Annotated in this window: 21 protein-coding genes and 1 pseudogene; 19 read left to right on the top strand and 3 right to left on the bottom strand. The window is 56.3% G+C overall.

Going from position 1 to position 25,797, the window contains the following annotated elements; translation table 11 throughout:
* Nucleotides 1-128 precede the first annotated feature (128 nt).
* From rpmE to FHR87_RS06335, 3 genes are all read left to right on the top strand, one after another.
* Nucleotides 129-341, top strand: a complete 213-nt coding sequence (rpmE, locus tag FHR87_RS06325; RefSeq protein WP_183165868.1) for a 50S ribosomal protein L31 — start codon at nucleotides 129-131, stop codon at nucleotides 339-341.
* A 23-nt stretch (nucleotides 342-364) separates the two neighbouring features.
* Nucleotides 365-1,159, top strand: coding sequence for a thermonuclease family protein (locus FHR87_RS06330; RefSeq protein WP_183165869.1), 795 nt, complete (start codon nucleotides 365-367; stop codon nucleotides 1,157-1,159).
* Between the two features lie 110 nt (nucleotides 1,160-1,269).
* Nucleotides 1,270-2,538, top strand: a complete 1,269-nt coding sequence (locus FHR87_RS06335) for a malic enzyme-like NAD(P)-binding protein (protein ID WP_183165870.1) — start codon at nucleotides 1,270-1,272, stop codon at nucleotides 2,536-2,538.
* Between the two features lie 50 nt (nucleotides 2,539-2,588).
* Here FHR87_RS06335 and FHR87_RS06340 read toward each other — a convergent pair whose 3' ends face one another.
* Entirely contained in the window at nucleotides 2,589-5,018 is a 2,430-nt protein-coding gene (locus FHR87_RS06340; protein WP_183165871.1) for a penicillin-binding protein 1A, read from the bottom strand.
* A 181-nt stretch (nucleotides 5,019-5,199) separates the two neighbouring features.
* Between FHR87_RS06340 and FHR87_RS06345 the strand changes: the two are divergent.
* The 15 genes and pseudogenes from FHR87_RS06345 (at nucleotide 5,200) to FHR87_RS06405 (ending at nucleotide 22,468) form a co-directional block, all read left to right on the top strand.
* Nucleotides 5,200-6,265 (top strand): annotated as a pseudogene (locus tag FHR87_RS06345) (pilus assembly protein PilM).
* A complete protein-coding gene (locus FHR87_RS06350) occupies nucleotides 6,265-6,855 on the top strand; it encodes a PilN domain-containing protein (RefSeq protein ID WP_183165872.1) in 591 nt (196 codons plus the stop codon). The pseudogene FHR87_RS06345 and the gene FHR87_RS06350 overlap by 1 nt, the downstream one beginning before the upstream one ends.
* Nucleotides 6,852-7,475 carry a type 4a pilus biogenesis protein PilO gene (gene pilO / locus FHR87_RS06355; protein ID WP_183165873.1) on the top strand — a complete coding sequence of 208 codons (624 nt, stop codon included), beginning with the start codon at nucleotides 6,852-6,854 and terminating at the stop codon, nucleotides 7,473-7,475. The genes FHR87_RS06350 and pilO overlap by 4 nt, the downstream gene beginning before the upstream one ends.
* Entirely contained in the window at nucleotides 7,472-7,999 is a 528-nt protein-coding gene (locus FHR87_RS06360) for a pilus assembly protein PilP (RefSeq protein WP_183165874.1), read from the top strand. Before pilO ends, FHR87_RS06360 begins: the two co-directional genes overlap by 4 nt.
* Nucleotides 8,000-8,049: 50 nt before the next feature.
* Nucleotides 8,050-10,155 carry a type IV pilus secretin PilQ gene (locus FHR87_RS06365; protein WP_183165923.1) on the top strand — a complete coding sequence of 702 codons (2,106 nt, stop codon included), beginning with the start codon at nucleotides 8,050-8,052 and terminating at the stop codon, nucleotides 10,153-10,155.
* A 4-nt stretch (nucleotides 10,156-10,159) separates the two neighbouring features.
* Nucleotides 10,160-10,705, top strand: coding sequence for a shikimate kinase AroK (gene aroK, locus FHR87_RS06370; RefSeq protein WP_183165875.1), 546 nt, complete (start codon nucleotides 10,160-10,162; stop codon nucleotides 10,703-10,705).
* A 28-nt stretch (nucleotides 10,706-10,733) separates the two neighbouring features.
* Nucleotides 10,734-11,837: a 3-dehydroquinate synthase gene (gene aroB / locus FHR87_RS06375; RefSeq protein WP_183165876.1), complete on the top strand. Its 1,104-nt coding sequence runs from the start codon at nucleotides 10,734-10,736 to the stop codon at nucleotides 11,835-11,837.
* An 11-nt stretch (nucleotides 11,838-11,848) separates the two neighbouring features.
* A complete protein-coding gene (locus tag FHR87_RS06380; RefSeq protein ID WP_183165877.1) occupies nucleotides 11,849-13,456 on the top strand; it encodes an AAA family ATPase in 1,608 nt (535 codons plus the stop codon).
* Between the two features lie 170 nt (nucleotides 13,457-13,626).
* Complete coding sequence (gene gltB / locus FHR87_RS06385; RefSeq protein ID WP_183165878.1) at nucleotides 13,627-18,075, top strand: glutamate synthase large subunit; 4,449 nt, start codon at nucleotides 13,627-13,629, stop codon at nucleotides 18,073-18,075.
* Nucleotides 18,076-18,183: 108 nt separating this feature from the next.
* Nucleotides 18,184-19,602 (top strand): FAD-dependent oxidoreductase, encoded by a 1,419-nt coding sequence (locus FHR87_RS06390; protein ID WP_183165879.1) that lies wholly within the window; start codon nucleotides 18,184-18,186, stop codon nucleotides 19,600-19,602.
* Between the two features lie 105 nt (nucleotides 19,603-19,707).
* Nucleotides 19,708-20,769, top strand: a complete 1,062-nt coding sequence (hemE, locus tag FHR87_RS06395; RefSeq protein ID WP_183165880.1) for a uroporphyrinogen decarboxylase — start codon at nucleotides 19,708-19,710, stop codon at nucleotides 20,767-20,769.
* Nucleotides 20,770-20,913: 144 nt separating this feature from the next.
* Nucleotides 20,914-21,042 (top strand): hypothetical protein, encoded by a 129-nt coding sequence (locus FHR87_RS19450; RefSeq protein ID WP_275944061.1) that lies wholly within the window; start codon nucleotides 20,914-20,916, stop codon nucleotides 21,040-21,042.
* Between the two features lie 69 nt (nucleotides 21,043-21,111).
* A complete protein-coding gene (locus tag FHR87_RS19455) occupies nucleotides 21,112-21,243 on the top strand; it encodes a hypothetical protein (protein WP_275944062.1) in 132 nt (43 codons plus the stop codon).
* A complete protein-coding gene (locus FHR87_RS06400; protein ID WP_183165881.1) occupies nucleotides 21,240-21,806 on the top strand; it encodes a hypothetical protein in 567 nt (188 codons plus the stop codon). Before FHR87_RS19455 ends, FHR87_RS06400 begins: the two co-directional genes overlap by 4 nt.
* Nucleotides 21,807-21,856: 50 nt before the next feature.
* Nucleotides 21,857-22,468: a hypothetical protein gene (locus FHR87_RS06405; RefSeq protein ID WP_183165882.1), complete on the top strand. Its 612-nt coding sequence runs from the start codon at nucleotides 21,857-21,859 to the stop codon at nucleotides 22,466-22,468.
* A gap of 759 nt (nucleotides 22,469-23,227) precedes the next feature.
* Here FHR87_RS06405 and trxC read toward each other — a convergent pair.
* Nucleotides 23,228-23,656 (bottom strand): thioredoxin TrxC, encoded by a 429-nt coding sequence (gene trxC, locus FHR87_RS06410; RefSeq protein WP_183165883.1) that lies wholly within the window; start codon nucleotides 23,654-23,656, stop codon nucleotides 23,228-23,230.
* Between the two features lie 303 nt (nucleotides 23,657-23,959).
* Here trxC and FHR87_RS06415 point away from each other — a divergent pair, with 303 nt between their 5' ends.
* Nucleotides 23,960-24,289, top strand: a complete 330-nt coding sequence (locus FHR87_RS06415) for a DUF1992 domain-containing protein (protein WP_183165884.1) — start codon at nucleotides 23,960-23,962, stop codon at nucleotides 24,287-24,289.
* A gap of 15 nt (nucleotides 24,290-24,304) precedes the next feature.
* Here the strand turns inward: FHR87_RS06415 and selO are convergent, their stop codons facing one another.
* Nucleotides 24,305-25,765 (bottom strand): protein adenylyltransferase SelO, encoded by a 1,461-nt coding sequence (gene selO / locus FHR87_RS06420; protein WP_183165885.1) that lies wholly within the window; start codon nucleotides 25,763-25,765, stop codon nucleotides 24,305-24,307.
* Nucleotides 25,766-25,797 lie beyond the last annotated feature (32 nt).

Genomic DNA, 25,797 nt, shown 5'->3' on the forward strand with positions numbered 1-25,797 from the left:
GTTTGCGTGGCTCCTGTTTTTCGTCCTTGCAACGACCTTTCGCTCTGGTATTATCCGCGCTCTTCTGCGTGCGGTACTCGACATGGGGTCGGGCGGCGGCACGCCGGTTCAGATCAGAGGGCTCATCCATGAAAGCCGACATCCATCCGACCTACGAGAACATCGAGGCTACCTGCAGCTGTGGGAACGTCATCAAGACCCGTTCCACGCTGGCCAAGAACCTCAACATTGACGTGTGTTCCGAGTGTCACCCGTTCTATACCGGCAAACAGAAAATGCTGGATACCGGTGGCCGTATCGATCGCTTCAAGCAGCGTTTCGGTGTCTTTGGCGCCAAATGACAAGGCGCACCACGGGAATTCCGATGGAATCTCCCGAGCAACAGAAAAAGGCGTCCCTTGTGGGCGCCTTTTTCATTTTCCTGTTCAGCACATTCCAGGCGCAGGCGTTTTGCCCGGTTGCGCAGCATCTTCAATTCGTGCGCGTGAGCAAGGTGATCGATGGTGATACCTTGCGTCTCGACGATGGCCGCAGCGTCCGACTGATCGGCATGAATGCCCCTGAAACAGGGCACAACGGCATACAGCCGGAGCCTTTTGCCGAAGCTGCCAGGAAACGTTTGCAAGCCTTGGTGACGGCTAGTAATGAACGGATCGGCCTACGGATCGGGCAGCAGGGGCATGATCGCTACGGACGCCTTCTGGCGCATGCCTACGATGCTCGCGGACGAAACCTCGAAGCCCTTCTGCTTGCCGAAGGATTGGGTTATTTCGTTGCTTTAGCGCCCAACACCGACCTGGTGGACTGCCATAGTAAAGCCGAGCATCAGGCCCGATTAACGCACTCTAGGCTATGGCGGCAGTCGCCAGTTGGCTCAGTGGAAATGCTGAATCGTCCGGGCTTTTCCCTATTAGAGGTGCAAATCGAACGCGTGAGGCGAAATCGGGGCGGTATATGGCTGGAAACCACGGCTTCGCTGGTAGTGAACATACCGCTCAGGGTACTGGATGTGTTTGACGAAGCCCTGCTGTCGGCGCTGCCGGGCAAGCGTGTCGAGGTTCGTGGCTGGGTTATCGAGCATGGCACTGGGCGTTCCTCCGGCCAACGTCGCTGGTTGCTGCCGGTCACTCATCCGGCCATGCTGCGAGAGCTGAATTGAGTCGAATTTTCGCTGTGTTCTTATTGTCCAGATAGAGATGTAGCGATATTTTAAGTCCACTACATTTTATGCCCGCGATCGGGTTTCAATCAGAACAAGCGAACACAGTCATGACTGATTTAAAGACAGCCGCCCTTCAGTATCACGCAGAGCCTCGTCCCGGAAAGCTGAGTACCGAGTTGACCAAGCCTACGCAAAGCGCACGCGATCTTGCGCTGGCCTATAGCCCAGGTGTCGCTGAACCGGTACGGGAAATCGCCCGGGATTCGGAATTGGCCTATCGCTACACGGGCAAGGGCAATCTGGTCGCGGTTATTTCCGATGGTTCTGCAATTCTCGGGCTGGGTAACCTGGGGCCGCTGGCGTCGAAGCCGGTCATGGAAGGCAAAGGGGTGTTATTCAAGCGCTTCGCTGGAATCGATGTATACGATATCGAGGTCGATGCCGAAAGCCCGCAGGCCTTCATCGATACGGTCAGGCGAATTTCCGTCACGTTCGGCGGCATTAATCTCGAGGATATCAAAGCACCGGAATGTTTCGAGATCGAGCGTGCCCTGATCGAGCAATGCGATATTCCGGTCTTTCATGACGACCAGCATGGCACGGCTATCGTGACTGCTGCAGGCATGCTGAATGCACTGGAACTTGCCGGCAAGAAGCTGAGCGATGCAAAAATCGTTTGTCTGGGCGGTGGTGCGGCAGCGATTTCCTGCATGAAGTTGTTGATCGGTATGGGCGCGAATATCGAAAACATCTTCATGATCGATCGCCAGGGCATCATTCACGCCGGGCGTGACGATCTGAATCAGTACAAGGCAGTGTTCGCCCATGAAACGGACAAGCGTACGCTGTCCGAAGCGATGGAAGGCGCTGACGCATTTATTGGCTTGTCCGGTGCCAATCTGCTTGCGCCTGATGACCTCAAGCGAATGGCGCCCAACCCTATCGTATTCGCCTGCTCCAATCCCGATCCGGAAATTCTTCCTGAACTGGCCCATGCCACTCGCAGCGATGTGATCATGGCTACCGGTCGTTCGGACTATCCAAACCAGGTAAATAACGTTCTGGGGTTCCCTTTCATTTTCCGTGGTGCGCTGGACGTTCGGGCAACCCGTATCAACGAAGATATGAAGATTGCTGCTGCCCATGCACTACGCGAGCTGGCGAAGCTGCCAATACCCGCTGAGGTCAAGGCAGCCTATGATGTCGATGCCCTGGAATTCGGTCGCCAATACATCATTCCGAAACCGATCGATCCACGCCTGATTACCGTAGTAGCCGATGCCGTAGCGAGGGCAGCCATTGAAAGCGGCGTGGCAACCCTGCCGTACCCATCGAATTATCCACTGCGTTCGCTTGATGATCTGTTTCGCAAATAAATGAAAGCAGGAACCAAAACTTGCATTGAGTGGATTTTGGTTCCTCGTGATCAGAACAGATCCAGCGGTGCCGCTTCAGATGCTGGCAGCGGACTGCCAGGTACCTGGATATCTGAATTGAATTCGTTGACCGATGGTGGCGTTTCTTCGCTCTTGAACAATTCAAAGTAGGCGTTGGGTGTTCGCGGCGACGCAGCCCGGCCGCTGATCGGATCGACGCGCAGGCTGATCAGCCCGGAAGGCTCTGGCGATAGATGTTCGGGGCGATCCTTGAGCACTGTACCCATGTATTTCATCCAGATGGGAAGGGCCACGCTCGCACCGAACTCGCTGCGGCCAAGGGTCTGCGGCTGATCGAATCCAGTCCAGACGGTGGTGACGAAATCGCTGTTGTAGCCAGAAAACCAGCTATCTATCGCATCGTTCGTCGTGCCCGTCTTGCCGGCCAGATCGTTGCGTCCCAGTTCCATGGCGCGTCGGCCAGTACCGCGTTTTACCACGTCCCGCAGCATGCTGGTCATGATGTAGGCGGTGCGCTCGTCCACTATTCGTTCTGCGAAAACAGGTGGTTCCGCTATTGGAGTTTTTCCTTCGTCAACTGGCTGTGCGCTTTGCTCGGGCTGCTGGGGATTGGTTTGTGACACATGGATGTTTTGGGGCGGGACTCGACGAGGATTGGCTTGGAAAATAAGCTTGCCATCCCGGTCTTGAACATGGTCGATCAAATACGGTTCGACCTTGTAGCCACCGTTGGCGAACACCGTCCAGCCTGTGGCGATTTCCAGGGGTGACAAGGCAGCAGTTCCCAGTGCCATGGATAGGTTGCGTGGCAAGTCCTGGCGATTGAAGCCGAAACGGGTGATGTAATTGATCGCATAGTCAATGCCGATACTTTGCAGCAAGCGGATCGAAACCAGATTGCGCGACTTGTACAGCGCTTCACGCAGGCGTATCGGACCAAGGAATGTATTGGTGTCGTTCTGTGGTCGCCAGACTTTGTTCATGCCCTGGTCGATGTAGACGATGGGGGCATCGTTCACCAGGCTGGATGCGGTGAAGCCTGCATCCAGCGCCGCGCTATAGATGAATGGCTTGAAGCTTGATCCAGGCTGGCGCTTGGCCTGGGTTGCGCGATTGTAGTGGCTTTGATCGAAGGAGAAACCACCGACCAGGGCTTCGATCGAGCCAGTATCCGGCGACAAGGAAACCAAGGCCGCCTGGGCAGCCGGTATCTGGCTGAACAGAGCCTTGTCACCGAGCAGCCGAATACGCACGATATCGCCGACCTTCGCCACGTTGGCAGGTCGTCTGGGAAGTGCTCCAAGGGCATTCGTATTGATGAACGGACGAGCCCATTTCATGCTTTCCCACGCAACGGAATATTCACTACCATCGCGCGTCACTACTTCGATTCCGTCATCACCCACCTGAGTGACCAGTGCCGCCTGCAGGCCTGATAAATTCCGATGCTGGGCTAATATCTGCAAGGCTTCCTGGTGTGACTTGCCCGATGCGCGAGCCTCGGGACCGCGATAGCCATGACGCTGGTCGTATTCTGTCAGCCCATCGATCAATGCAAGCCTGGCGGCATCCTGTCGTTCGCTGGTAATGGTGGTGAAAACCTTGAAGCCGTCCGTATAGGCCGCGCTACCGTAGCGGCCGACCATTTCCGCGCGTGCCATCTCGGCAATGTAAGGCGCATCCAGCTCGGGCTGGGCTATATGATAATGGGCATCGACAGGTTCGGCCAAAGCTTGCCTGTAGCGGGCATCGTCCAGGGTGCCCAGGCGATACATCCGTCCCAGGATCCAATCACGGCGTTCCTTGCTGCGCGTCGGGTTGCTGAGCGGGTTGTATGCCGATGGCGCCTTGGGCAAGCCGGCGATCATGGCCATCTGCGCCATGCTGAGTTCACCAATGGATTTGCCGAAATAAACCTGGGCGGCAGCCTCGATACCGTAGGCACGGTTGCCGAGGTAGATCTTGTTCACGTAGAGCTCGAGGATCTCATCCTTGGTGAGTTTTCTCTCGATCTGCAGTGCCAGGAGAATTTCGTTGATCTTGCGCGAAAAGCTGCGCTCGTTGGTGAGGAAATAGTTTTTCGCCACCTGCATGGTAATGGTGCTGCCACCCGTCTGGATATGGCCTGTCTGCACCAGTTGGGTCGCAGCCCGCATCAGGCTGGAAACATCCACGCCATAGTGATTGATGAAGTTGTCATCCTCGGCTGCCAGCAAGGCATTGATGAAATCTTGCGGAATTTGGCTAAAGCGTATGGGCGAGCGGCGCATTTCGCCGAATTCGGCGATCAGTTTCTCGTCCTTGCTGTAGACCCGCAGCGGAATCTGAAGCTGGATGCTCCGCAATGCTTCGACGGAAGGCTGACCAGGGCTCAGGTAAAGGTATGTTCCGCCCAGACCTACCAGCAACGCGGAAAAAGCGGCGACGAGGGACCATAGGAAGAACTTCAGAACAGGCATCGGGTACTTGGAATTCCGGTGGGAGTATAGAAAAGAACCATGCACGAAGCCGAAAGCAAAAGTCGGTCACATTATAAGCTTTTTTCCTTGGTAGGGGTCATTTGCTGTCCTGGCAAGCTGCTATCTTGTTTTGCGGTTAAGGGATTAATCCGCAAGTGTCGAATCAGGATAGGAATTGATCGTGTCAAGGCTCTTTGGCAAAAAAGCGAATACGGTACTCGGAGTCGATATCAGTTCCACTTCGATCAAACTCTTGGAATTAAGCTGTTCTGGAACCCGCTATCGAGTAGAGGCATATGCCGTGGAGCCACTTCCACCCGGCGCCGTGGTGGAAAAGAACATTGTGCAACTGGAAGCAGTCGGTGAGGTGTTGTCTCGAGTCATCGCTCGAACCAAGACCGGGCTCAAGTCGGCTGCGGTGGCGGTAGCCGGTTCGGCGGTCATTACCAAGACCATCGAAATGGATGCGCAGTTGAGTGAGGATGAGCTGGAAAACCAGCTGCATATAGAAGCTGATCTATATATTCCCTATCCGCTTGAAGAGGTTGCTCTCGACTTCGAAGTACAGGGGCCTTCCGAGCGAAACCCGGGGCGTGTCGAAGTACTGCTGGCCGCCTGCCGAAAGGAAAACGTCGAAATACGTGAAGCTGCACTGGCCCTGGCAGGTTTGACGGCAAAGGTGGTGGATGTCGAAGCTTATGCTCTCGAGCGTGCATGCGAACTGCTGCAGTCGCAGTTCGATGGCAGCCAGGATGGGCTGACGGTTGCTGTTGTCGATGTCGGAGCGACCACGACCACCCTGAGCATTCTCCGCGATGGACGTACCATCTACAGCCGTGAGCAGCTTTTTGGCGGCCTTCAATTAACTGAGGAAATCCAGCGCCGCTATGGGTTGTCATGGGAAGAGGCCGGGCTTGCCATAAAGAAAGGGTAATTTGCCAGATAACTACGATACCGAAGTTTTACAGCCCTTCAAAGAGTCCGTCGTACAACAGGTTTCGCGCTCTTTGCAGTTTTTCTTTGCTTCCGGGCAGCTCAATGCTGTGGATTATATTGTCTTGGCGGGAGGCACTGCTTCGATCCCGGAATTGGGTGAGCTTATTCAGTGAAAGATTGGTACGCGAACACTGATCGCTAATCCCTTTGGAGACATGTTACTGAGTAACAAAGTTAGTGCCAATTTGCTGATTAACGATGCTCCTGCCTTGATGATTGCATGTGGGTTGGCAATGAGGAGCTTCGATTAATGGCAAGGATCAATCTGCTCCCATGGCGAGAGCACTTGCGAGAAGAGCGCCAGAGACGATTTCTGATTATTCTGGCTGGTGTTTTTGCGGTTGCGGGTTTCATAATTTTCATTGCCGACGGGTTTTTGAATAGTTCGATCGAATACCAGACTGCTCGAAATACTTTTATTCGTAGTGAGATTTCTGCCCTTGATGCGCGTATTAAAGAAATCAGTGAATTAAAAACGCGTCGCCAGCAATTATTGGATCGAATGAAAACCATTCAAAGTTTGCAAGGGAATAGACCGGTAATTGCGCATATATTTGATCAAATGGTTCGAACATTACCTGATGGCGCCTATTTCACTAGCTTAAAAATGATCGGTCAAAATATATCCATTGCTGGTGCAGCCGAATCCAATAACCGTGTTTCCAGCCTGATGCGTAATCTTGATGCTTCCGAATGGCTTGAGGCTCCTAACCTCAATGAAGTTAAGGCCGCCAACAACGGAGATGCTGGAGGTAACTGGTTCCAACTTACGGTACGGCAGACCCAGCCAACAGCAGCTTTGCAAGACGCTGGAAAGGCTGTTAAGGGTGCAAATCGATGAACGTTACCGAGTTTGTCGACAGTCTTCGCAAAGTCGAGCTTTCCGAGCTGGATGTAAACAATCTTGGTTCCTGGCCAATTCCTGTGAAGATTTTGGCCTGTCTGCTGCTTTTTTCGCTGCTGCTGTTTGCGGGCTACAATTTTCATCTGGAAGCATTGCAGGAAGAACTGGAACAACGACAAGCAGAAGAAGAAACGCTCAAGCAGCAATATTCTTCCAAGGCTTTTCAAGCAGCGAATCTGGATGCCTATCGTGCACAAATGAATGAAATAGAAACATCTTTTAGTGCTCTTCTACGCCAGTTGCCAAGTGATACTGAAGTGCCGGGCTTGCTTGAAGATATAACTCGAACTGGATTGGGGAGTGGTTTGGAGTTCGAGGAAATAAAACTGCAACCTGAAGCCGTTCAGCAGTATTACATTGAACTGCCTATACAAATAAAAGCTATAGGTAATTATCATGATTTGGCTACTTTTGTCAGTGGTGTCGCAAGTTTGCCTAGAATTGTAACTTTGCATGATTTCGATATAAAAGCAATAAATTCAAAATCCAGTTCTGCGCTGCAAATGACAATTCTGGCCAAGACCTATCGCTATAATGACAAGAGTTTGCATAAATGAAAGTGATTGAATTCTTGTTGCTCATAGTTGCCATGATGGTACTCGGCGGCTGCGATAGAGATGGTGATTTTCCGGATTTGAAAAGTTATATGGCTGAAATCCAAGCCAAACCAAAAGGCACTATCGAGCCTTTGCCGGTATTTCCACCTTATGAGGCCTTCACTTATAACGCTTCTGGTTTACGTAGCCCGTTTTTGCCGCCAGAAAAAGCCGAATTGGCCAGAAAGCAAAGAGGCTCGAAAGAGATTCGCCCTGATGATGGGCGGGTCAAGCAGTTTCTTGAAGGCTTCAATATCGATGACTTCAGCATGGTTGGAACTCTGGCCAACCAGGTGGGAGTTTATGCCTTGATCAGAGGGGCGGGTGGCGTACATCGGGTCAAGGTTGGAGATTATTTAGGGCGCAACCACGGACGGATCATTGCTATCGACGGTATCCGCGTCGATGTAGTCGAGATTGTTCCTGATGGAGAAGGTGGATGGCTGGAACGTCCTCACACTTTGCTACTGAAAGAGCATTCCTGATTCACAACAAGCAATTGGTAAAAATTACTGTTGTTAAATGGAAGCCTTCTATGAATATCCGCTTCTCGCGTATCGGCATTTACGTTCTGGCGATTCTGTTTTCGCCCATTGTCCTGGCTGCCAATCTTGAAGCATTGGACGTCGCCTCCCTTCCTGGAGGACGCGTGGAGTTGAAGTTGTCGTTCGATCAAGCTGTTCCTGTCCCCAAGGGATATGCTCTCGATCAGCCTGCTCGCATTGCTTTGGATTTGCCTGGCGTAATCAATAAATCGACAGAGCGAAAGCGGGAGCTTGGGATTGGCAACGCTCGCAGCCTCTTGATCGTTGAGGCGGAAGGCCGTACGCGAGTTATCGTCAATCTCAATATGCTTGTTCCCTATTCCGTGAGAGGAGAGGGTAAGAATCTTTATGTGATGATAGGCGATAAGCCATCTGCTGCGGCCCGTTCAGTTTATGCTCCTAAGGCGTCTACTTTGGCTTCTCCCAGAGCATCTGCGGTGGGCGCGAGCAGTCGGGCTGTCAACGATATTGATTTCAGACGGACAGAAGATGGTGCCGGTAACGTAGTTATCACGCTTTCCGAGAGCTCAATGACTCCCAAGATTGAAGAGCAGGGCGGAAAGATCCGGGTACATTTCGACAAAGCCATCTTGCCAGAGCCACTCAGAGTCCGCTTGGATGTAGTGGATTTTGCTACACCGGTAAAATTCATCAATTCGACGAGTGAAGGGGATGGGGTTGGTATATCCATCGAGCCTGATGGTCAATACGAATACATGGCTTTTCAGACCGATAACAAGTTGACGGTAAGTGTCAAGCCGTTGACTCAGCAGCAGCTTGCCAATCAAAGAGCCGAGCGGTTTGTTTACAAGGGAGAGAAACTCTCGCTGAACTTTCAGGATATCGAGGTCCGTTCGGTGCTCCAACTTATTGCCGATTTCACTAATTTGAATCTGGTCGCCAGCGATACGGTTCAAGGTAATATCACGTTGCGTCTGCAGAATGTTCCCTGGGACCAGGCGCTGGATCTGGTTTTAAAGACCAAGGCTTTGGATAAGCGGCAAATCGGTAATGTGCTGCTCGTTGCGCCGGCAGATGAAATCGCGGCGCGCGAGAGACAAGAGCTGGAGGCGCAGAAACAGATGGCCGAGCTTGCTCCCTTGCGGCGGGAAGTTGTGCAGGTCAATTACGCGAAAGCATCGGATATCGCCAAGTTGTTCCAGTCGGTGACCAAGGCCGGGGAGGCCACTGATGAGCGAGGCTCCATGGCGGTTGATGACCGCACGAACAACATTATTGCCTACCAGACTCAAGAGCGGCTGGATGAGTTGCGCCGAATCGTTGCCCAGTTGGATATTCCTGTTCGGCAAGTCATGATCGAGGCGCGGATAGTCGAAGCAAGTGTGGGCTTCGACAAGTCCATGGGGGTGCGCTGGGGGGGCAATTTCTGGTTGGGAGATAAATACAGCATCTGGGGCAAGAATGGCCAGATGGGTGTGGATGACAGTGCGAAAAATCAGCAAGTCGGGCGCTTTGAAGGGCGCCAGGAACTTCCGATGAACAGCCCATTCGTGGATTTGGGAGCAGTTGGTTCAACATCGGGTATAGGCATCGGCTTCGTGACCAATAATACAATTCTGGATCTCGAATTATCGGCAATGGAAAAGACCGGCAATGGTGAAGTGATTTCTCAACCCAAGGTTGTGACAGCTGATAAGGAAACTGCAAAAATCCTCAAAGGCTCTGAGATCCCTTACCAGGAGGCCAGTTCGAGCGGTGCTACATCCACTTCCTTCAAGGAGGCGGCCCTGTCTCTTGAAGTTACGCCGCAGATCACACCGGACAACCGGATCATCATGGAGGTCAAGGTAAACAAGGATGCTCCCGACTATTCCAACGCACTGAACGGTGTACCACCTATCGATACGAATGAAGTCAATGCCAAGGTTTTGATAAATGATGGTGAAACTATCGTCATTGGTGGTGTATTTTCCAATGTTCAGGAAAAGACCGTGGACAAGGTGCCATTTCTTGGTGATCTGCCTATGATAGGAAGGCTGTTCAGGCGTGACGTAGTACGAGATGCCAAGGAAGAACTACTGATCTTCCTCACTCCTCGGATTCTCAATCACCAATCCATTGCAGTGAGGCAATGAAGCAGTGCGCAATACCATTCTGGTTGGTCCGATGGGCGCAGGAAAAAGTACCATCGGACGTCTATTGGCCAAGGAACTGCGTTTGCCGTTCAAGGACTCCGACAAGGAAATCGAGCAGCGAACGGGCACTAATATTCCCTGGATCTTCGATGTCGAGGGCGAGCAGGGATTTCGTGATCGCGAGCATGCTGTCCTCGCCGATCTTTGTCTGGCCGGTGGTCTAGTATTGGCAACTGGCGGTGGGGCGGTGCTGCGTGAGGACAACAGGCAGGCTCTGCGAGCTGGTGGTTACATCGTCTACCTCTGCACATCTGTCGACCAGCAGTTGGAACGTACGGCGCGTGATCGAAATCGTCCATTATTGCAAACTGCCGATCCGCGCCGAGTCCTGACCGAGTTATTGGCTATTCGCGATCCCTTGTATCGTTCCATAGCCGACATGGTGATCGAGACCGATGAGCGCCCTCCCCGAATGGTCGTCGTTGAAATCCTGGAGCGCTTAAGGGCGCTTGAAGTGCATGAGTCGCTGAGTCGATCTGCGTTATTCTAGTCAACCTAACCATTGCGCTGGGGTTTGCATGCAATCTCTACAGGTCGAGCTTGGCGATCGTAGTTATCCTATTTATATCGGCGATCAGGTCTTGAGCGATTCCGAGTTGCTTGTTCGGCATATCTCCGGTCGGCAGGTCGCCATCGTTACAAACGAAACCGTTGCGCCACTTTATTATGATCGGTTGCTGTCGGCGCTGGCCGGTTTCAGTGTCACTCCGATCGTGCTTCCCGATGGAGAAGCGTATAAAAATTGGCAGACACTGCAATCGATCTTCGATGGATTGCTATCCGCTCGCCACGATCGACGCACCACACTGATTGCGCTGGGGGGGGGAGTGGTAGGTGATATGGCAGGTTTTGCCGCGGCCTGTTATCAGCGTGGTGTCGATTTCATCCAGATTCCAACAACGCTGCTGTCGCAGGTGGATTCGTCCGTAGGTGGCAAGACCGGCATCAATCATCCGTTGGGCAAGAACATGATTGGTGCGTTCTATCAGCCCAAAGCCGTACTGATCGATACATCCACCCTGAATACGTTACCGCCTCGTGAGCTGTCGGCCGGCCTGGCCGAAGTCGTCAAATACGGATTCATCTGCGACGTTTCCTTCCTGGATTGGCTCGAAGTCAATATGGTGCGTTTGCGCAGCCTGGACGCAACTGTTTTATCCGAGGCAATCCGGCGTTCTTGTGCAATCAAGGCCAGGGTGGTTGGAACCGATGAAAGAGAATCCGGTGTTCGTGCAGTATTGAATCTTGGCCATACTTTCGGTCATGCCATAGAAACTCATATGGGATATGGCTCCTGGCTGCACGGGGAGGCTGTTGGCGTTGGAACGGCAATGGCGTTGGAAATGTCTGCCCGCTTGGGCTGGATCGAGGCAGCGGAGCGTGATCGCGGGATTCGTCTGCTACAAAATTGCGGGCTCCCGGTCATACCCCCGGCCGAAATGCAAAAAGCAGACTTTCTTCGCCATATGTCAATTGACAAGAAGGTACTTGATGGTCAGTTACGCCTGGTTCTACTCAAGCAACTTGGCGAAGCTGTAGTAACAGGGCAGTTTCCCAGAGATGTACTGGATGACGTCTTGAGTACCGACTATTCCACTCTGTCGGCTAACTCTGGATTTTGAGAAGAGAAACCATGACCAGTTTGTCCGCCCAGGAGCCGTACCTCGGCCAGTATGGCTTTACGCATGATCCATTTGCTGCGCGAGTGCCGGGATTCAAGTTTTATCCTGCCCAGCGCAAACCGATTCTGGGGCAGTTGCACCATCTGGCGCGCTATAGCCAGTTGTTGCTGCTGGTGGTCGGGCCGCGAGGCAGTGGTAAAACGCTTTTGCGCCAGGCACTGGTTGCCAGTAGTAATAAACAGGCAGTACAGAGCATCGTCATTACCCCTGATGGCCGAGAAGCGGCTGTATTGAAGCAGGTCGCGCTTGCTTTGGGCTGCGATGGGCATGCCGTGGGCGATGTCATGGCGCAGATTGGCCAGGCAACCTTGAACGGTCAGGAAATTTATCTTCTGGTAGATGATGCCGATCGACTGGGCCGTGAGGATATCGATTCGCTTCTGCATCTGGCCATTGGCGGCGTAGAAGGTCGGGCGCATGTATTTCTTTTTGGCGAGCCTTCGCTGGTCTCTCGGGTAAATGCACAGGTCGACGACAAGGAAAGTTTTCATGTCATCGAGTTGCAGCGTTACAGCAAAGAGGAAACCAGGGGGTATCTTGCCCTGCGTCTGGAAGGGGCAGGTAGCGATCTGGATTGTTTGTCCGATGAGCAGATCGAGCGGATCCATGAGTTATCGGGTGGCTGGCCGGGAGAGATCAACCGCGTGGCCCGGGAGATCTTGCTGGATTCTCCGAAGGAGGGTCCAGACGCTGGGCGATTCTCCATTGATGGTTGGCAACTGCCCTTGCCATTGAAGCATTTGCTCGGAATTGCCGTGATAATGGTGGGTGTTGTGCTCGCCTTGCTATTCCAGGGCAAGAGCGAGAAATTGCCTTCCCCTGATGGTGAGCAGTTGGTGGCGAATACCGGGGTTGCCGATTCTTCGCGCGAAGAGACAGGCCGTTCCGAAGAAAACGGTGGGATGCCGCCGGTCGATGCTGGTGAACAGCCTTTGATCCGAGAGCCACTGGCTGCTGCGGCAAGCAGCGAAGATGGCGATATGCCGGAGCTTTCATCTGACTCTCTGGTGGGCGGAGTTCCAGGCTTGCCGCGAGTGGCCGAGGCGCCTCCCGTTCGGGCAAAGGTGCAACAAGCCCAGCCTGCCACGCCGATCGAGGCTGTGCCGCCGCGCGAAAGAGCCACGCCGCCTGTCGCATCGCGAACGCCACCTACCCCACCTGTGGTTCAATCCTCGCCTAAGGTACCGATTTCCGAATCACGGCCTGCTGTACGGCCACAAGCACCTGCCCAGCCCCAGACACCAGCTAAAAATGCACCTGTGACCTCCAGGGCGACTGGAGTGGCAGGCTGGTACTTGAGCCAGCCTGGCTCGAATTATCTGCTTCAGGTGCTGGGGACGCGCTCGGAGCAAACTGCTCAGTCGATCCTGCGCCAGCATGGCAGTAACTATCACTACTATGTGAAGCAGCACGAAGGGAAACCGCTTTATGTGGTGACGTATGGTAATTTCGGTAATCGCCAGGCTGCCATGGCAGCGATCAAGACGCTGCCGGCTTCCTTGCAATCGAGCAAGCCGTGGATACGCAATTTCGCCAGTATCCAGGCGGAGGCTCGATAAACCGGTAGCAGCTTAATTTGGCACTGTGGAAAATCTTTCAATAAATATTGTTTTCTTTTCGCATGGCTATGTAGACTGCTCGGCCTTTTGCCTGCGCAAATTATGAGCTTTGCTCCATTTCGTTCGTTGGCAAGAGTTGATTTACAACGAAGTTAGCTGGTGGAGAGCCTATGAGAGCAGGTTTGTTTCGTCCTGAAGAGTTCAAGGATAACTGTGGTTTCGGCCTGATTGCCCATATGCAGGGCGAGGCTAGCCATCACCTGCTGAAAACGGCCATCCAGTCTCTAACCTGCATGACTCATCGTGGCGGTATCAACGCTGACGGTAAGACCGGTGATGGCTGCGGGCTCCTGTTACAGAAGCCGGATGCCTTTTTACGTGTCGTGGCCCGCGAGTGTTTCAATGCGGAACTTCCGGCCCAATATGCAGTGGGCATGATTTTCCTCAACCAGGACCCAGCCAAGGCTGAAGCCGCTCGCAATAGCCTGAACCGGGAGATTGCTGCCCAAGGGCTTTCCTTGGTCGGGTGGCGCGAAGTTCCTGTGGATTCCAGCGTTCTGGGGCGTCTCGCTCTCGAAAACCTGCCGCGTATCGAGCAGGTTTTCCTGAGTGGTGACGGTCTTTCCGAGCAGGATTTCGCTCTCAAGCTGTTTTTCGCCCGGCGTTGTGCCGAGGTTGCCCTGAAAGATGATCAGGATTTCTATATCTGCAGCCTGTCGGACAAGGATATTGTCTATAAAGGGCTGATGATGCCGGCGGACTTGACTCATTTCTATCCTGATCTGGGTGATGAACGCATGGCTACGGCCATTTGCGTGTTCCACCAACGCTTCTCCACCAATACCTTACCGAAATGGCCATTGGCGCAGCCATTTCGCTTTCTCGCCCACAATGGCGAGATCAATACGATTACTGGTAACCGCAACTGGGCACAGGCCCGGCGCACCAAGTTTTCCAGTCCGGCTTTGCCAGATCTGGCCGGTTTCGGCTCGCTGGTCAATCGTACCGGTTCCGACTCGTCCAGCATGGACAATATGCTGGAAATATTGGTCACTGGCGGTATCGATCTGTTCCGTGGCCTGCGCATGATCATTCCGCCAGCCTGGCAGAATGTCGAAACCATGGATCCCGATCTGCGGGCTTTTTACGAATATAACTCGATGCATATGGAGCCCTGGGACGGTCCGGCCGGCGTTGTGCTGACCGATGGTCGCTACGCTGTCTGTTTGCTCGATCGCAACGGTCTCCGGCCGGCACGCTGGGTTACCACGAAGAATGGCTACATCACACTGGCTTCGGAAGTTGGAGTCTGGGACTACAAAGCCGAAGATGTGGTAGCCAAAGGCCGTGTCGGCCCTGGCCAGATCCTGGCGGTCGATACCCAGACTGGCGAAGTACTGCAGAGCGATGACATCGATAACAAGCTGAAAGACCGTCATCCTTACAAAAAATGGCTGCGTGAAAATGCCCTGCGCATCCAGTCGACCCTGGATGACAAGGATCATGGTTCGCCGTTCTACGATGCGGACCAGCTCAAGCAGTACATGAAGATGTTCCAGGTTACCTTCGAAGAGCGTGACCAAATACTGCGTCCGCTCGGCGAGCAAGGCCAGGAAGCGGTCGGCTCGATGGGCGACGATACGCCGATAGCGGTTCTGTCCAGGCGTGTCCGTTCTCCCTACGATTATTTTCGCCAGCAATTCGCTCAGGTGACCAACCCGCCGATCGATCCGCTACGCGAGTCTATCGTCATGTCGCTGGAGACCTGCCTGGGGGCCGAGCGCAATGTATTCGAGGAAACCGGAGAGCATGCGAACCGTGCGATTCTGACTACGCCACTGATTTCCCCGGCGAAGTGGCACAGCATCATGACACTGGAGCGTCCCGGCTTCGAAAGGCAACTGATCGATCTCAACTATGAGCAAGCGTTGGGATTGGAAGCGGCGGTGCGCAATATCACCGAGCAGGCTGAAGAGGCGGTGCGTGGCGGCAAGGTTCTACTGGTTCTGAGCGACCGCCATATCGCACCAGGCAAGCTGCCGGTGCATGCCTCGTTGGCGGTTGGTGCCGTACATCACCATCTGGTGGAAAAAGGTCTGCGCTGCGACTGCAATATCCTGGTCGAAACGGCTACGGCCCGCGATCCGCACCAGTTTGCTGTGCTGATCGGCTTCGGTGCGACGGCAGTCTACCCCTACCTGGCCTACGAGGTGCTGGGTGATCTGATCCGCACCGGTGAGATCCTCGGGGACCTCTACGAAGTATTCAAGAACTATCGCAAAGGTATTTCCAAGGGCTTGATGAAGATCCTCTCGAAGATGGGGATTTCCACCGTGGCCTCGTATCGTGGTGCCCAGTTGTTCGAGGCCGTGGGATTATCCGATGAGGTGGTGGATTTCAGTTTCCGTGGGGTAGCCAGTCGTATCAAGGGCGCTCGCTTCGTCGATTTGGAAGCTGGGCAGAAGCTTCTGGCTGTCGAGGCCTGGAGCGTACGCAAGCCTATTCAACAGGGCGGGCTGCTCAAGTTCGTCTACGGTGGCGAGTACCATGCCTACAACCCCGATGTGGTCGGGGCATTGCAGACAGCAGTACAGGAAGGCAGCTACGAAAAATTCAAGGAATTCTCGGCCTTGGTGGATCAGCGTCCGGTCTCCATGTTGCGCGACCTGCTCAAGCTCAAGGAGGCCGAGCAGCCTCTGGCCCTGGAAGAAGTAGAGCCTATCGAGTCTATCCTCAAGCGTTTCGATTCGGCTGGTATCTCTCTTGGAGCCCTGTCTCCCGAAGCCCACGAGGCCATCGCCGAGGCAATGAACCGGCTGGGCGCCCGCTCGAACTCGGGTGAGGGCGGCGAAGATCCGGCGCGCTACGGCACCATCAGAAGCTCGAAGATCAAGCAGGTCGCTACCGGCCGCTTCGGTGTGACCCCGGAATACCTGGTCAATGCCGAAGTGTTGCAAATCAAGGTGGCCCAGGGCGCCAAACCAGGTGAAGGCGGTCAGTTGCCGGGTGGCAAGGTGAATCCACTGATTGCCCGCCTGCGCCACTCGGTACCGGGTGTGACCCTGATTTCGCCGCCACCGCATCACGATATTTACTCCATCGAAGACCTTGCGCAGCTGATTTTCGACCTGAAGCAGGTTAATCCTGAGGCCCTGGTCTCGGTGAAATTGGTGGCCGAGCCGGGAGTGGGTACTATCGCAGCCGGTGTGGCCAAGGCCTATGCTGATCTGATCACGATCTCCGGCCACGATGGCGGAACCGGTGCCTCGCCGCTGTCGTCGATTCGCTATGCCGGCAGTCCCTGGGAACTAGGGCTGGCCGAAGCTCATCAGACCCTGCGCGGCAATGACCTGCGCGGCAATGTTCGGGTACAGGCCGATGGCGGTTTGAAGACCGGTCTCGATGTGATCAAGGCTGCCATTCTTGGTGCCGAGAGCTTTGGTTTTGGTACGGCACCGATGATTGCCCTGGGTTGTAAATACCTGCGTATCTGTCACCTGAACAACTGCGCCACGGGTGTTGCCACTCAGAACGACAAACTGCGCAAGGAGCATTTCATCGGCACAGTGGAAATGGTGATGAGCTTTTTCACCTTCGTTGCCGAAGAAACCCGTGAGTGGTTGGCCAGGCTGGGAGTCCGTTCGGTTGCCGAGCTGATCGGCCGTACCGATCTGCTCGAAGTGCTGCCTGGCGAGACCGAGCAGCAGGCGCACCTGGATCTGTCGCCGTTGCTGGGCAGCGATCTTGTTCCCCAGGACAAACCCCAGTTTTGCCTGGCCGAGCGTAACCCTCCGTTCGACCAGGGGTTGCTGGCTGAAAAAATGGTCGAGCTATCCAGGGCTGCCATTGCTGCCAGGAGTGGCGGTGATTTTGCAATGGATATCTGTAACTGCGACCGTTCCATCGGTGCTCGTGTTTCCGGCGAAATCGCCAAAGCGCATGGCAATCATGGAATGAACGATGCGCCGATTTCCTTCCGCTTCAAGGGGACTGCCGGGCAGAGTTTCGGTGTCTGGAATGCCGGCGGGCTCAACCTGTACCTCGAAGGTGATGCCAACGACTATGTAGGCAAAGGCATGACCGGTGGCAAGCTGGTGGTCACGCTGCCCAAGGGCTCGTCCTTGGACACCCGAGAGTCGGCTATTATCGGCAATACCTGCCTGTACGGTGCTACTGGTGGCAAGCTGTTCGCTGCCGGTACGGCGGGTGAACGCTTCGCCGTCCGTAACTCGGGCGCGCACACGGTTGTCGAAGGTACTGGTGATCACTGTTGCGAATACATGACTGGCGGTTTCGTCTGTGTGCTGGGCAAGACCGGTTATAACTTTGCTTCCGGTATGACCGGTGGGTTCGCTTACGTGCTCGATCTGGACAACAGCTTCGTCGATCGTTTGAACAACGAGCTGGTGAATATCCATCGCATCACTGGTGAATCCATGGAGGCCCATCGCCATCGTTTGCGTGAGGTGCTGAGCGAATATGTCATGGAAACCAGCAGTTCCTGGGGAGCCGAGCTGCTGGAAAATCTGGACGACTACCTGCGGCGCTTCTGGCTGGTCAAACCAAAAGCGGCCAACCTGGCCTCGCTGCTTACCAGCACCCGGGCGAATCCGCAATAAGCAAGCTTCGAGCGACGGACCCGGACCTGGTGTCCGCTCCGTCGGCTCACCGTGATCGTCTTGCAGCTTGAAGCGTGTGGCTGGCGGCTGCTGTAAAGAGGTTAAGTAATGACTGATCGTCTGAACAACGACTTCCAGTTCATCGAGGTCGGGCGCAAGGATCCCAAGAAAAAGTTGCTGCGACAGCGCAAAAAGGAGTTCGTGGAAATCTACGAGCCCTTCAAGCCTCAGCAGGCAGCGGAGCAGGCACATCGCTGTCTGGGCTGTGGCAACCCCTATTGTGAATGGAAATGTCCGGTTCACAATTTCATACCCAACTGGCTCAAACTGGTCGCCGAGGGCAATATTCTTGCTGCTGCCGAACTGTCGCATCAGACCAATACCCTACCGGAAGTCTGTGGTCGCGTTTGCCCGCAGGATCGCCTTTGCGAAGGCGCCTGCACCCTGAATGATGGTTTTGGGGCGGTGACTATCGGTGCCGTCGAGAAATACATCGCCGATACCGCCTTCGCCATGGGCTGGCGGCCGGATATGTCGCGGGTCAAGCCGACGGGCAAGAAAGTCGCCATCATCGGTGCCGGTCCGGCCGGTCTCGGTTGTGCCGATATTCTGGTGCGCAACGGTGTGACGCCGATAGTTTTCGAAAAAAGACCCGAAATAGGGGGCTTGCTGACCTTCGGAATTCCCCAGTTCAAGCTGGACAAGAGCATCTTGAGCCGGCGACGTGAAATCTTCACGGGCATGGGTATCGAGTTTCGCCTGAATATCGAAGTGGGCAGGGATATCCAGGTCGAGCAGTTGCTGAGCGATTACGATGCGGTTTTCATGGGCATGGGAACCTACACTTATATGAAAGGCGGTTTTCCTGGAGAAGACCTGCCTGGTGTCTACGATGCGCTCGATTTTTTGATCGCCAGCGTCAACCGCAACCTGGGCTTCGAAAAATCTTCCGAAGATTTCATCGATATGAAAGGCAAGCGCGTTGTGGTTCTGGGTGGCGGCGATACAGCCATGGACTGTAACCGTACCTCCATTCGCCAAGGCGCAAAGAGTGTGACTTGTGCTTACCGGCGCGACGCTGCAAACATGCCGGGCTCTCGTCGCGAAGTGAAGAACTCCAAGGACGAAGGCGTGAAGTTCCTGTTCAACCGCCAGCCCATTGCTATCGTCGGTGAAGACAAGGTCGAGGGCGTCAAGGTTGTGGAAACTCGTCTGGGAGAGCCGGATGCGCGCGGACGCCGCAGCCCTGAGCCGATTCCCGGTTCCGAACAGGTTCTGCCGGCCGATGCGGTAGTCATCGCATTCGGCTTCCGCCCGAGCCCGGCACCCTGGTTCGAAGCGTTCGGGATCGAGACGGACAGCCAGGGGCGCGTGGTGGCACCGGAGGCTGGTCAGTTCCGCTATCAGACCAGCAACCCGAAGATTTTCGCCGGTGGCGATATGGTGCGGGGCTCGGATCTGGTCGTCACAGCCATCTACGAAGGCCGTGAGGCTGCTGAAGGTATTCTCGACTACCTGGGGCTCTGATTGCCGGGTCGTCCCTTTGGCAATTCATGAAAGGCACGGCTTGTCCGTGCCTTTTGTTTTTCGCTTTGCGACAATCCATCGGTAATTTCCTGCCGGAACCCCGCCATGACCGCTCTGAAGAACGACCGCTTTCTCCGTGCCCTACTCAAGCAACCCGTCGATGTCACGCCCGTCTGGATGATGCGCCAGGCTGGGCGCTACCTGCCCGAATACCGGGCCAGCCGGCAGAAGGCGGGCGACTTCATGAGCCTGTGCCGCAACCCGGAGCTGGCCTGCGAGGTGACCTTGCAGCCGCTGGATCGCTATCCGCTGGACGCGGCCATCCTGTTCTCCGACATCCTCACCGTGCCGGATGCGATGGGGCTGGGCCTGTACTTCGAGACCGGCGAAGGACCGCGTTTCCGCAAGGCCGTCGACAGCCGCGCCGCCATCGAGGCGCTGCCGATTCCCGACGCCGAGCAGGATCTGGGCTATGTGATGGAAGCGGTGCGGACCATCCGCCGCGAACTGAATGGCCGGGTGCCGCTGATCGGCTTTTCCGGCAGCCCCTGGACCCTGGCCACCTACATGGTGGAGGGCGGCTCCTCGAAGGATTTCCGCAAGTCCAAGGCGCTGCTTTACGACAATCCCCAGGCCATGCACTTGTTGCTGGACAAGTTGGCGCAAGCGGTGACGAGCTACCTCAACGGCCAGATCCGTGCCGGTGCCCAGGCAGTACAGATTTTCGATACCTGGGGCGGTAGCCTGTCCGATGCGGCTTATCGCGAATTTTCCCTGGCCTATATGGAGCGCATCGTCGCTGGTTTGACTCGGGAGAACGATGGGCGACCGGTACCGGTGATTCTCTTCACCAAGAACGGCGGACTCTGGCTGGAGGCGATGGCTGCCAGCGGTGCCGATGCGCTGGGGCTGGACTGGACCTGCGATATCCGCAACGCCCGCGAGCGAGTCGGCGACAAAGTGGCGTTGCAAGGCAACATGGATCCAACTGTGCTATATGCCAATCCGCAGGCCATTCGTGCCGAAGTCGGGCGAATTCTCGAACGCTACGGCAAGGGTTCGGGGCATGTCTTCAATCTCGGCCATGGCATCACCCCGGAGGTCGATCCGGCCCATGCCGGGGTCTTTATCGAGGCGGTGCACGAACTCTCGGCGCGCTACCACTGACGGCGAAAGGCCGATAAGAGCAGCGGAAGGCCAGGTGAAAAACAGGGCGTAGCTGCAAGCGCCTTTTTATCCGGCCCTCCACTGCATCTTCGAGAAGCGCCTGTTGCCCATGGAAAACCGCAGCACGGATTTTCCCCGCGTAGGGTGGACAACGCCGTAGGCTTGTCCACCGAACGAGGGGCGAATGGTCCGGACCTTCCCGGTGGAAAACCGCTGCGCGGGTTTTCCACCCTACGGGCCGGCTGGCGCTTCATGCGCCGCTGGATGAGCTGAAGGAACGATTGCGCCGGGTCTGGCTGCCATCCGGCAGCGATCTTCCGGCCAATCCACTGCCCGGCGAGCATGCGCGCTGGCACCTGGCGGACGGTAGCTGGAGCCCTGCTGGTGGAGGACGGCAACGATCTGGAAAGACTTCCGGATGCGCGGACGGATGCCCTTGGGCTGGAAGACATCTTCGAGGAACTGGCGCGATGAATGCGGGAGGGCTTTCCGCGTGGACCCGGGTGATGTTTCCCAATTGCTCGCGCACTCTGGTCGCCGTGCTGCTGGGCGTGCTCTTCATGTCACCGAGCCTTTATCTGCATTACGCCAAGGGAATGCAGCAGGATGGCGTTTTCATACTGTTCAGTGCTGGCGGCTTTTCCTGTATCTGGTGGCTGCTGCTGGGGTCGCGCGGGTCGATGCTGGCCTGGTGTGGTGGCGCTCTCCGTTTGCCGAACCTGGGCTGCATGCTGCTGAGGTTCGGCTTGGGGCATGGCTCGTTGTCGATCATCGTGCCGACAGGACTGCTGGCGATCCTGATTCCGGAGATCGCTCCCTTTCGGCTGTTTGGCGCTCTTGCTCTGGGTGCCGGGCTGGGCTTTTTCCTGTCCAGCGTGCCGGCTTCCAGCTGGCTGCTGGTATGGCTCGCTCTGTGGCTGGTCGTCAATCTTGCCGGCAGTCTGGCCATCGATTGGCAAGGTCTCCTGGCGGACCGCCCGGAGCGATGGCTACTGTTGGCTGCGGGAGGTTTCCTGCTTGGCAGCCTGGCCTGGTGACAGCCCTGGGCCTCACATGGTCGGGGTGCGGGCGCCATGGAGCGTGGCGTTTGCCCCTGGCCGTTGTGGTTGGCGGCATCTTCGCCGGCTGGGTGGCCGGGCAGTTTCTATCGAAATCGCTGCTGTCGATGCTGGTGAGCATGGGGGGGCCACGTCTGCTCCTGCAGTTCGACAGCCGCGTCTTCTCCCTGGCTGCTCTGCGGGAGTCGACGGCCCGTGCCCAATGCGCCGAACTGGTCACGCTGCCCGGATTGACGCCCCAGGGCGACTGGGGGCGGCTGATGCTGCGCATGATTCTGGGTTTGCAGGTGCGTCGTTTCCTGGTACTGGCCATCCTGGCGAGCGTTCTGGGTAGCTACTGCGAACTGCCGCCTGCCTGGTGGCAGTGGTGGCTGCTCGTAGTGCTGGTGGTGCTGCCGCTGGGCTTGGTGGGCACCTTGCTGGTTCTGCGTGGCCTGCTCCGCTGGTGGGGGTTGCTGGTGTTGCAGTTCAGCGTGCTGATCTTCAGCTTGGTGGCCAGCCAGATCAGCACACTTATGGCGGACTCTTCCCTGCTGGGTGTCCTGCTGGTTGGCTGGGGCCTGGCCGGTATCGCCGCCTTGCTGGTGGTGGCCTGGTTGTGTCCGTGGCTTTGGCACCGGGAGCGATGGCTTGTCGATTAGCGGATTTCCGCCTGGTTCCCGGCACCTTTTGCCGGCTCAGTGCCAGTCCTCTCAAGAAATAGAAGCTGTAAGTGACTGTTTTTTTAGGGAGCTTGGTAGCGCGTGCGGGAGTTGGGTTGCTTTCAAGGTGTTTGGTTCGTGTGGGACCGATGCGCTTTCCGGGTGGTGGGCGACAGGTTTCGCCTTGCACGGCGAGTCACTTTCTCTTTGCCTGTGCAAAGAGAAAGCACACCCGACCATCCGGGTCCGGCCTATGGCCGGACTTCCCTCCTTCCGGCGCCGCTCCGGGGGCACGTCACGAAGGGACGTCCCTGTCCCTTCGTTCCTCGCTCGGCATCCATGCCTCGCATCCCCCTACGCAACGCCTCCACTCGGCCTCCTGAACGGGACGGGGGCGCCGCCTGGATGTCCGGAAGTGCTCCTGAAAAAGCTTTCCGCCTGTGCTGTTTGCTTTTTATTTCCGCGAAGCTGGGAACGGCGCCAACTCCCCCTTCAGTAGGCCGAGCGGAATCGCCGTGGAAGGGAGCGAGTGGCATGGATGGCCCTTGTACGCCGGCCCCTAGAGCGGCGATGGAGGGAGGGAAGTCTGGCCGCAGGCCGGACCCGGATGGCGGGGGTGCCATTCTTCTTTGCTTACTTTCTTCTTGGGCAAGCAAGAAGAAAGTAAGTCGCCGCGCAAGGCGAAACCTATCGCCCACACCCGGGAAAGCGTATCGGTTCAACACAAACACGGGCCAAACACTTTAAAAGGGCTGCGGCTCAGTGCCTTTCCAGCCAGTCCAGCAGTTGCGGCAATGGCAGGGCACCGCTCTGGCGGGCGATTTCTCGGCCGTTCTTGAACAGGATAAGGCTGGGGATCGAGCGGATTCCGAGCTGCGTGGAAAGCTGCGGGTGGGCTTCGCTGTCCAGCTTGGCCAGCCGGTAGCGTCCCGCCAGCCGGACGGCGGCCTGTTCGAATACGGGCGCGAAGCTGCGGCAGGGGCCGCACCAACTGGCCCAGACATCCACCAGTAGCGGCAGGTCGCCCTTGATCTGGTTGGCGAAGCTTGTCTGGTTCAGCTCGAAAGGCTTGGTTGTCAGCACCTCGTTTTTGCAACGCCCGCAATGCGGTGTCTCGCCCAGGCGGCTTGCGGGAATACGGTTGAGCGCGGCGCAATGTGCGCAAGGAATGACGAGTGAGTCCGGCATGAGGGCGCTCCTGGCTGTAGCTGCTGCATGACTGCGAATGTGGAGTTTCGCGGGCCAATATCAAGCCCGGCAAAATGTTAGAGCATCCTGGCTTTACGCCGTCTCATACCTGACAGTCTTGAGTGCCGACAATTGATTCAACGAACCAATCAAGTAGGCCACTGACGTGACTGCAGGGGCCAGATTCGCGCAATGACCAGCATGGCGACCACAACCCTCAGCGAATGCAGCGGTTCCTTGAGCTTGTCTTTCGGCATTGCGGGAAACGACAGTGAGTTTCGGCTCAACAGACAGGAGGACGGCATGAGTACGCTGGAACAGGAACTTGAGCAGCGGATTGCCAGAGCGATTTCCTCTTGGCAGAAACAGGTGACCGAACCGGGGCAGCCGCTGGAAGTGGACGATGCCTGGTTGCAGACGCCGGAGCCGCTGCGCATGGGTTTTCGTGTATTGAAGAACGCTGGCATACCGCCCCAGGAAGTCGAGCTTTTCCAGCAGCGGGCCGCTTTGCAGGCGGCGCTTGATGCGGCTGTGGATGCCGACACCCGGTTACGCCTCCAGCGGCAGCTCGCCGGGCTGGAGCAGAAGCTGGCCTTTCGTCTCGAAGCGCTCCGGCGGATGGCGGGGCGCTGACTGTTTTTGGCTGTTTCAGGATGAACAGCTGATTTCCAGATGCTTGCCCCATTCCGGTGGGCGTTCGGCGTAGCGTTCCATGCCTGGCTGCTCGTCGAACGGACGGGACAGCACCGCGTGCAGCTCGCGCACCGGGGCGTAATTATCCTGTTCGGCGGCTTCGATGGCTTGTTGAGCCAGGTAATTACGCAGGATGTACTTTGGATTGACTGCATGCATGCGCGTTCGGCGCTCGCCCTGGCTACCCCCTTCGTGCTCGACTCGTTGTCGATAGCGCTCGCTCCAGGCATCGAAACCGGCCAGGTCGACGAAGTCCTCGCGTAACCGTCGAACGGCTTCAGGCGCGGTGCTATCGCCGAGCTCACGGAAGAAGCGCGTGTAGTCCACTGCGCTGCCTTGCATCAGTTTGTAGAGCTGCTGGATCAATGCCTGATCGTTCTCATCCGCTCTGGTGAAGCCCAGGCGGCGGCGCATCAGGTCCAGCCAGGCGGCCCGGTAGATCGGCAGAAACAAACCCAGGGTTTTGAGCAGGTTGTCCTTATCGACGAAAGGTGTCAGGGCCTGCGCCAGCGCGGAGAGATTCCAGTGGGCAATCGGCACCTGATTGTCGAAGGAATAGCGCCCCGTGTCGTCTGAATGGTTGCAGATGAAGTTGACGTCGAAGTCGTCGAGGAAGGCGTAGGGGCCGAAGTCGAAGGTGATGCCGAGAATGGACATATTGTCCGTGTTCATTACGCCATGGCAGAAACCGTAGGCTTGCCAGTAGGCGATCATTTCGGCGGTACGCTCCAGCACTTCACGGAAGAACGCGGCGTAAGGCTGTGATTGCTCCAGGCTTTGTGGGTAATGCTGGGCCAGCACATGGTCGAGCAGCGTTTTCAGCGCCTCGTGCTGGCGGGTGTAGAAGAAATATTCGAAATGACCGAAGCGCACATGGCTGCTGGCCAGGCGCATCAGCATGGCGCCTGGCTCCTGCCGCTCGCGCCAGACCGGTGTGCTGGAGCTGGTCACGCACAAGGCCCGCGAGGTGGGAATACCCATGGCATGCAGATGTTCGCTGGCGAGAAACTCGCGAATCGAGGAGCGCAGCACTGCTCGGCCGTCGCCCATGCGTGAGTAGGGGGTAAGACCTGCGCCTTTGAGATGCAGGTCCCAGTGCTGGCCTGCCTGGTTGACGACTTCGCCGAGCAGCAGACCACGGCCATCGCCAAGGCGTGGGTTGTAGATGCCGAACTGGTGACCGGAATAGACCATTGCCCGCGGTTCCGCCGCCGGCCAGAGCCAGTGGCCGGAACAGAGGTCGGTGAAGAGCGGGTTTTCCAGCGTATCGGGAGCGAGGTCGAGCAATGCCATGGCTGCCGGGCTGGCGACGACCAGCCGCGGGGCTTCCAGTGGTTGGGGTTGGATCGCGGTGGAAAAGGTGTCGCCCAGGCGAGCGAAGCGGTTGTCGAAGCGAAGCTCGATGAGGTTCTTCAAGGGTACGCTCCATGGGAATTCCAGGCCATTTG

The sequence above is a fragment of the Azomonas macrocytogenes genome (assembly GCF_014191985.1).
GTDB classification, from domain to species: domain Bacteria; phylum Pseudomonadota; class Gammaproteobacteria; order Pseudomonadales; family Pseudomonadaceae; genus Azomonas; species Azomonas macrocytogenes.